We start from the raw sequence: 14614 nt of genomic DNA, 5'->3' as shown, positions 1-14614 counted from the left end.
CACGGGCCTGGAGCACGGCGGCGGACGAGCGCTAGGCATGGCGCGTCTTGCGGGGCGCGTCGCGGTGGTGACCGGGGCGGGGAGCGGGATCGGTCTGGCCACCGCCCGGCGGTTTCGCGACGAGGGGGCGACCGTCGTCTGCGTCGACATCGACGAGGTGAGCGGCAGGGCGGCGGCAGACGAGGTCGGTGGCGAGTTCGCGCACTGTGACGTGACCGGCGAGGCGGCCGTCCGCGACCTCTTCGACGGGGTGGCGGCGCGGCACGGGCGGGTAGACGTGGCGTTCAACAACGCCGGCATCTCGCCGCCCGACGACGACTCGATCCTGGTCACCGGGCTGGAGGCGTGGGAGCGGGTCATCAAGGTCAACACGACCAGCGTCTACCTGTGCTGCAAGTACGCCATCCCGCACATGCGGCGGCAGGGCAAGGGCTCGATCATCAACACCGCGTCGTTCGTCGCGCTGATGGGGGCGGCGACGAGCCAGATCGCGTACACGGCGAGCAAGGGCGGCGTGCTGGCGCTCAGCCGCGAGCTGGGCGTGCAGTTCGCCCGGGAGGGGATCCGGGTCAACGCGCTCTGCCCCGGCCCGGTGGCCACGCCGTTGCTGATGGAGCTCTTCGCGAAGGATCCGGAGCGGGCCGCCCGGCGGCTGGTGCACGTGCCGATGGGACGCTTCGCCGAGCCCGCCGAGATCGCGGCGGCGGTGGCGTTCCTGGCCAGCGACGACGCCTCGTTCGTCACCGCGTCCCAGTTCGTGGTCGACGGCGGCATCACCGGCGCGTACGTGACACCTATCTAAGGCGGGCAGTGATGCGGCCGATCATCGGAATCACCTCGTACGTCGAGCCCGCCGCCTGGGGCGTGTGGCGCGGCGTACCGGCGACCCTCCTGCCCCACTCGTACGTGCGGGCGGTCGAGGCGGCCGGAGGGCGGGCGGTCGTGCTCCCGCCCGACCCGGAGAGCGCAGAGGTCCTGCGTGTGCTCGACGGGCTCGTGCTCGCCGGCGGGCCGGACGTCGACGCCGCGCGCTACGGCGAGCCGGCCGGCCCGCTCACCGACAGCCGGCCGGAGCGCGACGCGGGCGAGTTTCCGCTCGTCGAGGCCGACCTGCCGATCCTTGGCGTGTGCCGGGGCATGCAGTTGCTCGCGGTGGCGTACGGCGGGCGGCTGCACCAGCACCTGCCCGTGGTGGTGGGGCACGACGGGCACCGCCCCGAGCCCGGCGTGTACGGCTCGCACGGCGCCCGCTTCGCCCCCGGCAGCCTGATCGGCGCGATCATGGGGGGCGACGGCGTGGTCAACTCGTACCACCACCAGGGGGTCGCCGACGCCGGGCGGCTCACCGTCACCGGCTGGGCCGAGGACGGCACCATCGAGGCGGTCGAAGACCCGGAGCGGCCGTTCCTGCTCGGCGTGCAGTGGCATCCCGAGGCGGATGGGGACGTGCGGCCGTTCCGGGCGCTGGTGGACGCGTCGCGCTAGGTTGACCGCAAGCCTCCGTGGAGGCGGCGCGGGCGCGCAAGACGGCATTGCGGTGACGGGCCCCCGCCCGGCGTTAGGGTGGAGGTCATGACCGTCCGTGCCCCGCTGGCGCCAGGCCAGCTCACCCCTTGGCGCCAGGTGCCCGCCAGCATCGCCCGCCCCGAGTACGTGGGCAAGAAGCGGCCCAAGGAGTGGCGCGGCTCGCACGTGCAGACCCCCGAGACGATCGAGAAGATGCGGATCGCCGGGCGGCTGGCGGCGCAGGCGACCCAGCTCGCCGGTGAGCACTGCAAGCCCGGCGTCACCACCGACGAGATCGACAAGGTCGTGCACGAGTTTCTCTGCGACCACGGCGCCTACCCGTCGACGCTCGGCTACAAGGGCTTCCCCAAGTCGTGCTGCACGAGCCTCAACGAGGTGATCTGCCACGGCATCCCGGACAGCACCGTGCTCGAAGACGGCGACATCGTCAACGTCGACGTCACGGCGTTCATCGGCGGTGTGCACGGCGACACCGACGCCACGTTCCTCGTCGGTGACGTCTCCGAGGAGGCGCGCCTGCTCGTCGAGCGCACGCACGAGGCGATGATGCGGGGCATCCGGGCGGTGGCGCCGGGCCGGCCGCTCAACGCGGTGGGGCGGGTCATCGAGGCGTACGCGCGCCGCTTCGGCTACGGGGTCGTGCGCGACTTCACCGGCCACGGCATCGGCGAGTCGTTCCACAGTGGGCTGTACGTGCCGCATTACGACAATCCGCAGCTCGACGTCGTCATGGAGCCGGGCATGACGTTCACCATCGAGCCGATGATCACGCTGGGGACCCACGAGTACACCATGTGGCGCGACGGCTGGACGGTCGTGACCAAGGACCTCAGGTGGACCGCCCAGTTCGAGCACACGATCGTGGTGACCGACGACGGGCACGAGATCCTGACCTTGCCGTGACGGCCGACACACCGGCCGCGCTCAACCCGCACCACCACGCCGACGTCTCCGGCGGCTGGCTGCGTCCCGCCGTCTTCGGCGCCATGGACGGCCTGGTCACCAACATCGCGCTGATCGCCGGCGTGGGCGGCGGCGGAGTGGCGCCGGGGAGCATCGTGCTGACCGGTGCGGCCGGGCTGGTCGCCGGGGCGATCTCGATGGGCCTCGGCGAGTACACCAGCGTGCGCACGCAGAACGAGCAGGTCGCCGCGGAGATCGCCAAGGAGCGGCGGGAGCTGGAGCGGTTTCCCGACGCCGAGGCGCACGAGCTGGTGCAGACCTGGACCGCGCGCGGCCTGCCCCGCGAGCTGGCCGAGGAGATCGCGGCCGTGCTCCGCCGCAACCCGGAGGAGGCGCTGCGCGTACACGCCCGCGAGGAGCTTGGCGTCGACCCGGACGAGCGGCCCAGCCCGTGGCTCGCCGCCGGCTCCTCGTTCCTGTGCTTCTCGGCCGGCGCGCTGGTGCCCCTCCTCCCGTACCTGCTCGGCTTCGAGCGCCTGTGGCTGGCGCTCGCCGTCGGCGGCGTCGGGCTCTTCGTGGCCGGCGCGCTGGTCGCCCGCTTCACCAGCCGGTCGTGGTGGGGGAGCGGGCTGCGGCAGCTGCTGCTCGGCTCGGCGGCCGCCGGCGCCACCTACCTGATCGGCCGGCTCATCGGCGTGAGCGGCGGCATCTAGCCGGCCTGTTCAAGAGACAGATCTGGGCTACCGCGACGTCCGTCGCGGTGCGGACCGCCGCTCCCGCGGCCGCACCGTCCGCGTTCCCACGACCGCGACCCCGGCCGCTGGGTCAGGACTCGAAGACCTGGTTGACGGTCGCGTCGACGGGGCGGCCCCGGTTGGCCAGCTCCTTGGCCTGGTCGCGCAGGACGACGCCGAGCTCGGTCATGTCGACGCCGGCGAGGCCGGTGCGCTTGACCGCGTCGGCGCTGTTGCGAAAGTACGTGCGGCTCAACAGCCCCACCACCATCGCCGCCGAGAGGCGTGCCTCGCCGATCATCAGCATCGCGGTGTCGGTCTCGTACCACTGAGTGAGCCGCACCGCCCGCGCGTGCGCCGAGAAGGCCCGGCACCACGCCTCGCGCGCCAGCGTCGTGAACTCCAGCGACTTCGCCTCGGCCAGCCGCCCGAGGTGCGTGTCGCGGAGCCGCTCGAACCAGCCGTTGGGGTCGTAGATCGCCCGCGTGGTGACGTATCGGTCGGCGGCGAGCGGCCACGAGGTGGAGAGCGTGCGGGCGTGCTGGATGTACTCGTCGGCGGCCACCACGCCGAGGTCGACGAGGATCCCGTCGACGCGGCGGGTCACCGGCCGCGGCCCGGCGCCCGGCTTGTAGGTGACCACGACCAGGTCGACGTCGCTGGTGTCGGTGTCGTCGCCGTGGGCCAGCGACCCGTGCGCGCCGATCGCCAGCACCCCCGCCGGATATCGCCGCCGGGCGATGTCGGCGACCTGCTCCGCCACGACCCAGCGGGGGTTGGCGAGGTACGGGTTGGTCTCCGCCACGGCGATGATTCTCCGGTATCACCGTGGCGGCGCGGTAGCGCTGCGTTCCTGTTTTCCGACTCGCCCTATGTCGGGCCGGCCCATCGCGTCATGCGCATGATCCTGCCGCCCGGCGGGCCTGCGCACGGCCGCCGGAGGCAGGTGTGGCACGACTTCGGGATTCTCGCGGGGGCTCAGGTCGCCCGCCGCGCCTCGATCGGCAGCCGGGAGCGGGTCAGCAGGCCCGCGCCGAGCATAGCCACCAGCGGCACCACGGCCACCACCGCGAGGCTCGACCAGGGGACCCCGATCGGGTACGGCACCTCGACCGGCCACCGCTCGGCCCCCGCCTGGTTGTACGCGTACAGCACCGCGGCCGAGACGCCCAGCCCGGCGGCGACCCCGAGCACCGTGCCGAGGCCGGCGATCACGCCCGACTGGCTGAGCGACAGCCGCCGGCGTACCCCCGGACTGGCCCCCACCGCCGCGAGCGTCGCGAGGTCGGCGTGGCCGTCGGCGGCGGCGAGGCCGGTGGCGATGCCGGCCGCTCCCAGCGTGATCAGCCCGGCCGCGGCGGCGAGGATCAGCAGCGTCGGATCGGAATGGGTTTCCGGCCCGCGCTCGACCGTGATCCACGCCCGCACCTCCAACTCGCGCAGCCGGCCGGTGAGCCGGTCCTCCTCGGCCGTGGTGGGCATCCGGTCGGTGGCCACCACGACGCCGGACGGCTGCACGGCCAGCTTCGCCGCCGCCACCGTCGCGCTGGAGATGATGACGCCGCTGTACGCCGGGAGCCCGCTGGCGACCGCGTACCCGGGCACGACGAGCGTGGGCATCCGCCGCTCGTCCTCCTCCGTGACCATCCCCTCCGGCTGGTTGGCGTCGTCGATCCGCAAAGTGACCTTGCCGTCGACGACGTACCGCGGGTCGCCGATCACCACACCGCCGGCGAGCAGCACCTCCCGGGCGCGGGCCAGGTCGTCGCCGGTCGCGCCGGTCAGTGCCGGAAGGGCGTCGGGCGTGACGACGAGGTTGCCGTACGCCACTCGCGACCAGCCGTTGTCTGGCTCGCAGCGCGGATCCTCCCGGGCCCGGCGCTGGTCCTCCCGGCTCAGCGACCCCGCGTCGTCGAACCACGGACACTCCCGGGACTCGGGGAGGCGCGGGCTCAGTCCACAGTAGACGTCCGCGGGCGACCCCGGTGGGCAGGTGACCTGCCCGACCGGGAGCGCGGTGACCGTGGGAAGTGTCTCCCGGGCTATCGCCACCAGCTCCTCCGGGTCGGGCACCGGGTCGCCGGCGGTCTGGTGCTCGTAGTAGATGAGCGCGTGCCCCTCCGGCAGGCCCGGCTCGTAGCTCGAGTCGTTGCGCTCCTGCTCGGCGCCGAGCACGACGCCGAGCGCGACGCTGCCCGCGACGGCGGCCATCACCGCCGCGATCGCCGGCGCCGAGGCGGCCCGGTTGCGGGCGGTGTCGCGCAGCGCGATCCGGGGCGCGAGCGGCAGTACCCGGCCGAGCCGGGCGATCAGCCCCACGAGCGCCGGTGTGCAGAGCACCAGCCCCAGCTCGCCGATGATCAGCCCGGCCAGGAGCACGTTGATGTCGGTCTGCCGCGACCCGTACATGGTGACGGCGGCCCCGATCGCGGCCAGCGCGAGGCCGGCGACCAGCCAGCGCTTGCGCGAGCGTACCGAGCCGCGCCGCCCGGTCAGCGCCGCGACCACGTCGTTGCGAGCGGCGGTGAACGCCGGCACGAGCGCGGCGAGCAGCCCGGTGCCGACCGCCAGCAGGGCGATCCCGGCGAGCGCGAGCGGGAAGGCCCGGTAGCCGCCGGCCCGCTGGTTCGTCAGGTACTCCTCCAGCAGCGGTCGCGTGGCGAACGCGGTCACCACGCCGATCACCAGGCCGGCGGCGGCGCCCAGCGCGCCCAGCACGAGGCCGTCGGCGAGGACGATGCGGCGCAGGTGTGCCGGGGTACCCCCGTTGGCGGCGATGAGGCCGAGGTCGCGCCGCCGGCGGCGGGCGCCGACCGCGAAGGCCGGGCCGGCCAGCAGCACGATCTCCAGGATGGCGAGCCCCGCGACCAGGCCGCCGATCCCGATCGCCCCGGCGTCCACGCTGGTGCTGCGGAGCATCTCCGGCGTCGCCTCCAGGGGCGGTGGGTTGAGCAGTACGTCCCGGGAGAAGACCACCATGCCGCGCTGGTTGAGCTGCCTGACCTGGTCCCAGGTGACCGGCGCGGGCGCGTCCCAGAGCCAGCCGGCGGCCGTGGTGGACGCGGGATCGCCGGGCAGGGCGGTGGGCAGGAAGACGACGGCCTCGCGGAGCGCGCCGGGAAACTCGACGATCGCGGTGACCGTCCACGACCGGCTGCGGCCCGCGTCCTGGATCGTGCCGCCGAGGCTGGTGCCCAGCCGCTCGGCCGCCTCCTTGGTGAGCGCGACCTCGCCGTCGCTCGCCGGCGCGCGGCCGTCCAGGACGGTGACGAGGCCGGTGGTGAGCGGGTCGCGGATGTCCAGCCCGCGGGTCAGCATCGAGCCGATGCCGGCGGCGGTGCGAAACTCGGCGAAGCCCTGCCGGCTGGGGATGACGCGGCTGCCCGGGGGCAGGGCGGCGAGCAGTTCCCGCTCGGTGCGCGGCGAGGTGACCGGGTCGCTGCTGCTGGACCAGCCCTCACCGCGTGGGTTCTGCGCGATCGGCCCGTCAAACTCCCACAGCAGCCGGGCGTCGGCGGTGCCCATCTCGCGGGCGGCCTGCTCGGCCGGGCGGAGCCGGAACATGTCGTACGACGCGGCGGCGAAGGAGAGCGCCAGCACGGGCAGCGCGATCATCGCGATCACCAGCGCGGAGCGGCCCTTGGCCCGCCGGGCCTCGCGGCGAGCGATGCGGAGCGCGGTCAGCCAGGAGGTCACGAGGCTGGCTCCAGCAGCTCCTCGGGCTGGGTGAGCGGGCCCGAGGTGTCCACGACGACGCCGTCGCGGAGGAAGACCACGCGGTCGGCCCAGCCGGCGTGCCGCGCCTCGTGGGTCACCAGTACGCCCGCGGCGCCGGCGTCGACCCGCGTCCGGAGCAGGCGGAGCACCGCCTCGCCGGTCTGCGAGTCGAGCGCGCCGGTGGGCTCGTCGGCGAGTACGAGCCGGCGGTCGCCGACCAGCGCGCGGGCAATCGCCACGCGCTGCTGCTGGCCGCCGGACATGTCGTCGGGGAAGCGCGGGCCCAGGTCGGCGAGGCCCACCTCCTCCAGCGCGGCCACCGCGAGCCGCCGCGCCTTGCGTACGCCCATGCCGTCCAGCTCCAGCGGCAGCGCGACGTTCTCCGCGGCGGTGAGGCTGGCCAGCAGGTTGAGGTCCTGGAAGACGTAGCCGACCGAGCGCCGGCGCAGCGCGGCGAGCCGCCGCTTGGAGAGCTCGCCGAGGAGTTGGCCCTCCACGTACACGCCGCCCCGCGTGGGGCGGTCCAGCCCGCCGGCGAGGTTGAGCAGCGTGGACTTGCCGGAGCCGGAGGGGCCCATCACGGCGACCAGCTCGCCGGGGCGGACGCCGAGCGTGATGCCGCGCAGCGCGTGTACGGCCGCCGCGCCGGTGCCGTGCGTGCGGTGCACGTCGCGCAGTTCGAGGATCATGACGGGCGCACCTCGCTGTGTTCGGGATCCGGCACGTCCGCCGGGCTGGCTGCCGGAGGTGCCTTGGGCGCGGGCGGCGTGTAGCGCATCAGGCTCGCCTCGCAGTGGTCCAGCCAGCGGATCTCCGCCTCGGCCTGGAAGATCATGGCGTCGAGTACGAGTCGCCAGGGCAGCTCGACGTTTTCCGCGTCACGGCTCTTGAGGCGCGTGTACTCCTGGAGGGTCCGCATGCTGGCGGTGCGCTGGGTCTGTACCACCGCACGGATGTCGACTCCCGGCGTGGTGAGCGCCAGCGCGAGCTTGATGGCCAGCTCGTCGCGCGGCCGGTCGGTGCGGCTGATCGGCGTCGCGAACCACTGGGCCAGCTCGGTGCGGCCGGGGTCGGTGATCTCGTACGGCCGCTGCCCCCCGTCGTTCTCCGGCAGCGGGCGCACGAGGCCGTCCCGTTCGAGGCGGGACAGGGTCGTGTAGACCTGCCCGATGTTCAGCGGCCAAGTCGCGCCGGTCGACTCTTCGAAGGCGGCGCGGAGCTGGTAGCCGTACATGGGGCCGCGTTCGAGCAGCGCCAGGAGACCGTGACGGATGGACATGGCTACCGAGTATGCATACCCGGTATGCCGTTGGGCAAGTGCGGTGCGTCAGGCGGTCCGGCCCGGGAAGGGGACGGTGGCGGGGGCGACTCCGGCACGGCGGCGCCAGCGCGTGGCGCGCACGGCGCAGTCGGTGAGCCCGGCGAGCGCGGTGGCCCGGTCGGCCCCCGCGGTGGCGGGCAGGGCGGCCCGCCAGACCGCGGCCGTGCGCTCCTCGATCTCGGTCGCCAGCCGGAGCGCGGCGCTCCGGTCGGTGAGCGGGTACGGCAGCTCGTAGCTCGGTGCCGCCGGCGGGGGCGTGGTGCCGAGCTCGGTCAGCCGGAGCACCAGCGTGTCGCGGCGGGCGCGGTGCGCGGCCTCGGCGTCCCGTGCCTCGGCCACCGAGGCGGCGTCGAGGCGCACCCCGATCGGCCCGTACGCGAAGATCGCGGCGTGCTCGGCGTTGAGGGCGCTCGCCAGCGACTCGGGGCTCATCGGAGCGCTCCGGGCGGGAACGATCGCGGCCCCCGGTGCGTTGTCGTCACCGGACCACCTCCAGGTGTGTCGCGCGAGCGGCGGCGATCGAGCCGACCAGCGCGGCCCGCTCGGGGGGCGCGGCGTGGCAGGCCTGCGCGGCCGCCTTCTGCCCCTTCTGCTCCGCGGAGCGCAGCGCGGCGAGCGTGCTCTTCGCGTCGCCGGCCACCGGGCTGGCGGACGCCTCGGGGGAGGCGGTGGCCGTGGGCTCTGGCGTCCTGACGATGGCGGCGAGCGCGGTGGCGTGCTCGCGGTGCGCCTGCGCGACAGGTGTGAGCCGCTCCGCCAGCTCCGGAAACGCGGCGGCCGCGGCCTCGTGGGCGCCGGCGAGGGAGAGCGCCTCGGCCAGCAGTGGAGCGAGCGGGTCGGGCGGTGGGGGCGGCACGTTCTCCTCATCGCCGCCGAAGAGGCCGCACCCCGAGATCGGGTACAGCGCGGCGGCCCCCACCGCCGCGGCCAGCACTCCGCGGCGGGACGGCCGTTGATCTTGTAGCCAGCTCCGCACGGGCAAAGTCTGCCGTACGGCTGCCACCGAGCGGCCACCACTCCCGGAAACCCCCGTCCGGGGTGACATGCCGCTCTTTGTCAACAGGTGGGGCGAAGTGGGGCCGGGGCGAGGGTCGCCCCGGGGGAAGGTCGGTGCGCCGGCCGTCCCCGAAGTGCTTCGGCGCGTTACGCTCTGCGCAGCCACCGGACGCGCTTTGGTCCGGTGGCAAGGAGGCATGGCTCTTTCACCAGGTCCGCAGGGCGGTGGTGGAGGGGCCCGAGTGACGGAGAGAGGTGCGCCTGATGACTCAGCGTGGCCGCACCACTCCGCCCCGAAGCTCCGGCGACCGCCGCCGTCCGCCGGCCGGCGCCGAGCGGACCCCGCAGCCCCGGGTCTCCAAGGATCGGGTCGTCGCGGTCGTCCAGCCGGTGGTCGCCGGCGCTGGCTACGACCTGGAGGACCTGGCCGTGTCCCGGGCAGGGCGGCGCCACGTGGTGCGGGTGACGATCGACGGCGACCGGGGCGTGAGCCTCGACGACATCGCCGACGTGTCCCGGGCCGTCTCGGCGGCGCTCGACGCGGCCGAGGCGGCGGAGGGCGACCTGCTGCCCGGGGAGTACGAGCTGGAAGTCAGCTCGCGGGGCGTCGACCGGCCGCTCACCCTGCCCCGCCACTGGCGGCGCAACGTGGGGCGGCTGGTGAAGGTGAGCGCGGCTGGCCGGCAGGTCACCGCGCGGGTCAAGGCGGCCGGCGACGAGGGCGTGACGCTCGACGTCGACGGCACCGTCCAGGAGGTGGCCCACGCCGACCTCGGGCCGGGCCGGGTGCAGTTGGAGTTCACCCGGTGGGGCGAGGTCGAGGGTGTGGAAGAAGAGGACGACGAGATCGACGACGAGGAGGACGAGGAGAGGTGAACATCGACCTCGCGGCGCTGCGTGCCCTCGAGCGGGAGCGGGAGATCCCGTTCGACACGATCCTCGCGGCGATCGAGACCGCGCTGCTGACCGCCTACCGCCATACCGAGGGCGCGGAGTCGCACGCCCGCGTGGAGATCGACCGGAAGACCGGCGTCGCGCTCGTGTACGCGCAGGAGCTCGACTCGGACGGCACCGTCGTCCGTGAGTGGGACGACACCCCGCACGACTTCGGCCGCATCGCCGCGATGACCGCCAAGCAGGTCATCCTCCAGCGGCTGCGGGAGGCCACCGACGAGGTGCACTTCGGCGAGTACGTGGGCCGCGACGGCGACCTGGTGACCGGTGTGGTCCAGGCGCACGAGGCGCGGTCGGAGAAGGGCATCGTCACGGTCGACCTCGGCAAGCTCGAGGCGGTGCTGCCCCACTCGGAGCAGGTGCCCGGCGAGATCTACGCGCACGGGCAGCGGATCCGGTGCGTGGTCGTACACGTGGCGAAGGGCTTCCGCGGGCCGCAGATCACGCTGTCGCGCTCGCACCCCAACCTGGTGAAGAAGCTCTTCGCGCTGGAGGTGCCGGAGATCGCGGACGGCACCGTGGAGATCGCCGCGATCGCCCGCGAGGCCGGGCACCGCACCAAGATCGCGGTACGCTCGACCGCTCCCGGCGTCAACGCCAAGGGCGCCTGCATCGGGCCGATGGGGCAGCGGGTCCGCGCGGTGATGAGCGAGCTGCACGGTGAGAAAATCGACATTATCGACTGGTCGGACGACCCGGCCCACTTCGTCGGTAACGCACTCTCCCCGGCCAAGGCGCTGCGGGTGGAGGTCGTCGACGCGGCGACGCGTACCGCGCGGGTGACCGTGCCAGACTTCCAGCTGTCGCTCGCGATCGGCCGGGAGGGGCAAAACGCGCGCCTCGCCGCTCGGCTCACCGGGTGGCGTATCGACATCAAGCCGGACAACGAGCCGGCGCGGCCCGCCGGTGACGATCATGCGACCGAGCCGGGCGGCGCGGTCGCCGAAGCGTAGGAGTAGACTCTCTGTTGGTACGACGTGCGCGGCCGGTGCGCACCTGCGTGGGTTGCCGGCAGCGGGCGACGGCCACCGATTTGCTGCGGGTCATCGCGGTTTCCAGTGAGGCTGGCCACAGCCTCACGCCCGATCCGGCCCGTAGACTGCCGGGTCGGGGAGCGCACCTGCATCCTGATCCGGCTTGCTTCGCGCTGGCGGAGCGGCGCCGTGCCTTCGGGCGGGCGCTGCGCGTCACCGGGTTCCTGGATTCCGGTGCGCTAGCCGAGCACATCCGTGCGGTAGCCACTACGACCGGTCAAGCAGACCGGTCGGGGGTCGCAAAGAGCAAGGTAGGACGACCGACATGAGCACACGATGAAGTCGCTCAAATGACCAGGCTTCAAGTGCAGGAGTGAGGTCGCTGCGGGTGCCGCCCGCACGACCTCGGAGTGAGGAGTGCAGTGGCAGGCAAGGCCCGCGTACACGAGCTTGCGAAAGAGCTCGGGGTCGAGAGTAAGACCGTGCTCGCCAAGCTGAAGGAGATGGGCGAGTTCGTCAAGTCCGCGTCGAGCACCGTCGAGGCGCCGGTAGCCCGGCGACTGCGCGGTGCGTTCGCCGCTCAATCGCAAGCCCCAGCGGCGGCACCAGCCGCCCCGTCGGCTCCGGCGGCCGCGTCGGCGTCATCCGCCGCACCCGCGCCGGCGGCGCCACAGTCCAAGGTCTCGGCGCGCCCCGCGCCGCCTCGGCGGACCGCGCCCACGCCTGGGCCGACGGCCCGCCCCAAGGGCCCCGTCCCCGGCCCGCCCCAGCCCGCCCCCGTCGCCAAGCCGGCGAGCGCCCACGACATCGAGGTCGCCGCCGCCGAGGAGCGTGCGGCGCGGCTCAAGCGTGACCAGGAGGCGGCGGTCAAGGCTGCCCAGCAGGCCGCCAAGCAGCGTGACACCGCGCGCCGGGAGCCTCCGGCAGACGGTGCGACCCGGCCCAAGCCCGGTCCGGGCGCGGTCCCCCCGCGGCCCGGCTCCCCGGCCGCCGGTCGGTCCGCGCCTCCCGCGGCGCCCACCCCGGGTCCGGGCCGTCCCGGTCCGCGCCCGCCGCGCAGCGGTGGCAACAACCCGTTCGGCATCACGCCCAGCGGCCAGCGTCCCCCGGCCAGCGGTGGCACCGGCGCGCCGCGGCCCAACCCGGCGTCCATGCCGCCGCGGCCCAGCCCGGCGTCTATGCCGCCGCGGCCCAGCCCGGCGTCCATGCCCACCCAGCGGCCTGGCCGTCCGGGTGGCGGTCCCGGCCGTCCCGGCGGTGGTCCGGGCGGCGGTGGCGGCGGCGGTCGCACCGGTGGTGGCTTCCGTGGCGGTGGCGGTCCCGGCGGCGGTGGCGGTGGTGGCTTCCGCGGTGGCGGTGGCGGTCCCGGCGGCGGTGGCGGTGGTGGCTTCCGCGGTGGCGGTGGCGGTCCCGGCGGCGGTGGCGGCGGCGGTGGCTTCCGCGGTGGCGCCCCGGCGGGTGCCGGCGGTGCCGGTCGTCCCGGTGGCGGCGGTCGCGGTCGCGGCGGTGGCGCGGCGGGTGCCTTCGGGCGTCCCGGCGGCAAGCCGACCCGCGGTCGCAAGTCGAAGAAGCAGCGGCGTCAAGAGTTCGACAACCTGTCCGCGCCGCAGATGAGCTCCGGTGCTCCGCGCGGTCAGGGCCAGGTTGTCCGGCTCTCGCGCGGCGCGTCGCTCTCCGACTTCGCCGACAAGATCAACGCCAACCCCGGTTCGCTGGTCCAGGAGATGTTCAACCTGGGCGAGATGGTGACGGCGACGCAGTCGTGCTCCGACGACACGTTGCTGCTGCTCGGTGAGCACCTCGGCTTCGACGTGCAGATCGTGAGCCCGGAAGACGAGGATCGCGAGCTGCTCGCGCAGTTCAACATCGACCTCGACGCCGCGGTCGACGAGGACCGGCTGGTCAGCCGGCCCCCGGTCGTGACCGTCATGGGTCACGTCGACCACGGTAAGACGAAGCTGCTGGACGCGATCCGCAAGAGCAACGTGATCGAGGGCGAGGCCGGCGGCATCACCCAGCACATCGGTGCTTACCAGGTCATGGTCGAGCACGACAGTGCCGAGCGGGCGATCACCTTCATCGACACCCCGGGTCACGAGGCGTTCACCGCCATGCGTGCCCGTGGTGCCCAGGTGACCGACATCGTCATCCTGGTCGTCGCGGCCGACGACGGCGTCATGCCGCAGACGATCGAGGCGCTCAACCACGCCAAGGCGGCCGAGGTGCCGATCGTGGTCGCGGTCAACAAGGTCGACAAGCCGGAGGCCAACCCCGACAAGGTGCGCCAGCAGCTCACCGAGTACGGGCTGGTCGCCGAGGAGTACGGCGGCGACACGATGTTCGTCAACGTCGCGGCCAAGCGCGGCATCGGCATCGACGAGCTGCTCGAGGCGGTGCTGCTGACCGCCGACGCGTCGCTGGAGCTGACCGCTCCGGTCGACGGTCCAGCTCAGGGTGTGGCCATCGAGGCCCACCTCGACAAGGGCCGGGGCGCGGTGGCCACGGTGCTGGTCCAGAAGGGCACGCTCCGCGCCGGCGACTCGATCGTCGCCGGTGGGGCGCACGGTCGCGTCCGCGCGATGCTCGACGAAAACGGCAAGCCGGTGGTCGAGGCGGGTCCGTCCCGTCCGGTGCTGGTGCTGGGCCTCACGGCGGTGCCGGGCGCGGGTGACACGTTCCTGGCCGCGGCCGACGACCGCACCGTGCGGCAGATCGCCGAGCAGCGGCAGGCGCGGCGGCGGGCGGCGAGCTTCGCCAACTCCCGTGGCCGGGCGACCCTCGAGACGCTCATGGAGCAGATCAAGGAAGGCGAGAAGACCACGCTCAACCTCATCCTCAAGGGCGACGTCTCCGGTTCGGTGGAGGCCCTGGAGGATGCGCTGTTCAAGCTCGACATCCCCGAAGAGGTGCAGCTCAAGATCCTCGACCGGGGCGTCGGCGCGATCACCGAGAGCAACGTCATGCTCGCCAGTGCCTCGTCCGAGGCCGCGACGATCATCGGCTTCAACGTGCGGGCCTCCAACAAGGTCCGCGAGATCGCCGATCGCGAAGGCGTGGAGATCCGTTACTACACGGTCATCTACCAGGCCATCGAGGAGATCGAGGCGGCGCTCAAGGGCCTGCTCAAGCCCGAGTTCGAGGAGGTCGAGCTGGGCTCGGCGGAGGTCCGCGAGGTCTTCCGCTCGTCCAAGGTCGGCAACATCGCGGGTTGTATCGTCCGGTCCGGCCTCCTCCGGCGCAACGCCAAGGCGAGGCTCATCCGCGACGGGGTCGTGGTGGCGGAAAACCTCACGATCAGCTCGCTCAAGCGGTTCAAGGACGACGCGACCGAGGTCCGCGAGGGCTTCGAGTGTGGTCTGACGCTGCAGGGCTACAACAACATCCAGGTCGACGACGTCATCGAGACGTTCGAGATGCGGGAGAAGGCGCGCTCCTAGGCGCACCTTCAGTGGCGGGGCAGAGCGGTTTCGCTCTGCCCCGCCGCCGTT

14 protein-coding genes and 1 pseudogene are annotated in these 14614 nt (G+C 73.5%); 9 read left to right on the top strand and 6 right to left on the bottom strand.

Translation table 11 applies throughout. The features are described from left to right. Nucleotides 1–37: 37 nt before the first annotated feature. The 4 genes from ACFFIA_RS18515 to ACFFIA_RS18500 all read left to right on the top strand — a co-directional run bounded on the left by ACFFIA_RS18515 (nucleotide 38) and on the right by ACFFIA_RS18500 (nucleotide 3143). Nucleotides 38–802, top strand: coding sequence for a 3-oxoacyl-ACP reductase (locus ACFFIA_RS18515; protein ID WP_377252628.1), 765 nt, complete (start codon nucleotides 38–40; stop codon nucleotides 800–802). Between the two features lie 11 nt (nucleotides 803–813). Next, complete coding sequence (locus ACFFIA_RS18510; protein ID WP_377252626.1) at nucleotides 814–1485, top strand: gamma-glutamyl-gamma-aminobutyrate hydrolase family protein; 672 nt, start codon at nucleotides 814–816, stop codon at nucleotides 1483–1485. Between the two features lie 87 nt (nucleotides 1486–1572). After that, complete coding sequence (gene map, locus ACFFIA_RS18505; RefSeq protein WP_377252624.1) at nucleotides 1573–2430, top strand: type I methionyl aminopeptidase; 858 nt, start codon at nucleotides 1573–1575, stop codon at nucleotides 2428–2430. Then, the gene (locus ACFFIA_RS18500) at nucleotides 2427–3143 is read left to right on the top strand and encodes a VIT1/CCC1 transporter family protein (RefSeq protein ID WP_377252622.1); all 717 of its coding nucleotides are present in this window, start codon (nucleotides 2427–2429) and stop codon (nucleotides 3141–3143) included. The genes map and ACFFIA_RS18500 overlap by 4 nt, the downstream gene beginning before the upstream one ends. A 112-nt stretch (nucleotides 3144–3255) precedes the next feature. Here ACFFIA_RS18500 and ACFFIA_RS18495 read toward each other — a convergent pair whose 3' ends face one another. The 6 genes from ACFFIA_RS18495 to ACFFIA_RS18470 all read right to left on the bottom strand — a co-directional run bounded on the left by ACFFIA_RS18495 (nucleotide 3256) and on the right by ACFFIA_RS18470 (nucleotide 9106). Continuing rightward, nucleotides 3256–3969, bottom strand: coding sequence for a nucleotidyltransferase domain-containing protein (locus ACFFIA_RS18495; protein WP_377252620.1), 714 nt, complete (start codon nucleotides 3967–3969; stop codon nucleotides 3256–3258). 173 nt (nucleotides 3970–4142) lie between these two features. Then, nucleotides 4143–6860 carry an FtsX-like permease family protein gene (locus tag ACFFIA_RS18490; protein WP_377252618.1) on the bottom strand — a complete coding sequence of 906 codons (2718 nt, stop codon included), beginning with the start codon at nucleotides 6858–6860 and terminating at the stop codon, nucleotides 4143–4145. After that, on the bottom strand, nucleotides 6857–7570 hold the full coding sequence (locus ACFFIA_RS18485; protein ID WP_377252616.1) for an ABC transporter ATP-binding protein: 714 nt from the start codon (nucleotides 7568–7570) through the stop codon (nucleotides 6857–6859). Before ACFFIA_RS18485 ends, ACFFIA_RS18490 begins: the two co-directional genes overlap by 4 nt. Next, entirely contained in the window at nucleotides 7567–8160 is a 594-nt protein-coding gene (locus tag ACFFIA_RS18480; protein ID WP_377252614.1) for a PadR family transcriptional regulator, read from the bottom strand. The genes ACFFIA_RS18485 and ACFFIA_RS18480 overlap by 4 nt, the downstream gene beginning before the upstream one ends. 48 nt (nucleotides 8161–8208) lie before the next feature. Continuing rightward, nucleotides 8209–8634: a ferritin-like domain-containing protein gene (locus ACFFIA_RS18475; RefSeq protein ID WP_377252612.1), complete on the bottom strand. Its 426-nt coding sequence runs from the start codon at nucleotides 8632–8634 to the stop codon at nucleotides 8209–8211. A 46-nt stretch (nucleotides 8635–8680) separates the two neighbouring features. Continuing rightward, nucleotides 8681–9106: a hypothetical protein gene (locus tag ACFFIA_RS18470; RefSeq protein ID WP_377252687.1), complete on the bottom strand. Its 426-nt coding sequence runs from the start codon at nucleotides 9104–9106 to the stop codon at nucleotides 8681–8683. Nucleotides 9107–9462: 356 nt separating this feature from the next. On the opposite strand from ACFFIA_RS18470, the gene rimP reads away from it, so the two are divergent. The 5 genes and pseudogenes from rimP (at nucleotide 9463) to infB (ending at nucleotide 14563) form a co-directional block, all read left to right on the top strand. Further along, entirely contained in the window at nucleotides 9463–10074 is a 612-nt protein-coding gene (gene rimP / locus ACFFIA_RS18465; RefSeq protein ID WP_377252610.1) for a ribosome maturation factor RimP, read from the top strand. Further along, on the top strand, nucleotides 10071–11105 hold the full coding sequence (nusA, locus tag ACFFIA_RS18460) for a transcription termination factor NusA (protein WP_377252608.1): 1035 nt from the start codon (nucleotides 10071–10073) through the stop codon (nucleotides 11103–11105). Before rimP ends, nusA begins: the two co-directional genes overlap by 4 nt. Nucleotides 11106–11140: 35 nt before the next feature. Next, nucleotides 11141–11455, top strand: a complete 315-nt coding sequence (locus ACFFIA_RS18455; protein WP_377252606.1) for a YlxR family protein — start codon at nucleotides 11141–11143, stop codon at nucleotides 11453–11455. A gap of 81 nt (nucleotides 11456–11536) precedes the next feature. Then, nucleotides 11537–11641: pseudogene (locus ACFFIA_RS18450) on the top strand (translation initiation factor IF-2 N-terminal domain-containing protein); the annotation flags it as partial. 291 nt (nucleotides 11642–11932) lie between these two features. Further along, nucleotides 11933–14563, top strand: coding sequence for a translation initiation factor IF-2 (gene infB, locus ACFFIA_RS18445; RefSeq protein ID WP_377252685.1), 2631 nt, complete (start codon nucleotides 11933–11935; stop codon nucleotides 14561–14563). The last annotated feature ends 51 nt before the right edge of the window (nucleotides 14564–14614 follow it).

This window comes from Phytohabitans kaempferiae (genome assembly GCF_042433955.1).
GTDB lineage: Bacteria > Actinomycetota > Actinomycetes > Mycobacteriales > Micromonosporaceae > Phytohabitans > Phytohabitans kaempferiae.
This window is presented reverse-complemented; position numbering and strand designations above follow the sequence as displayed.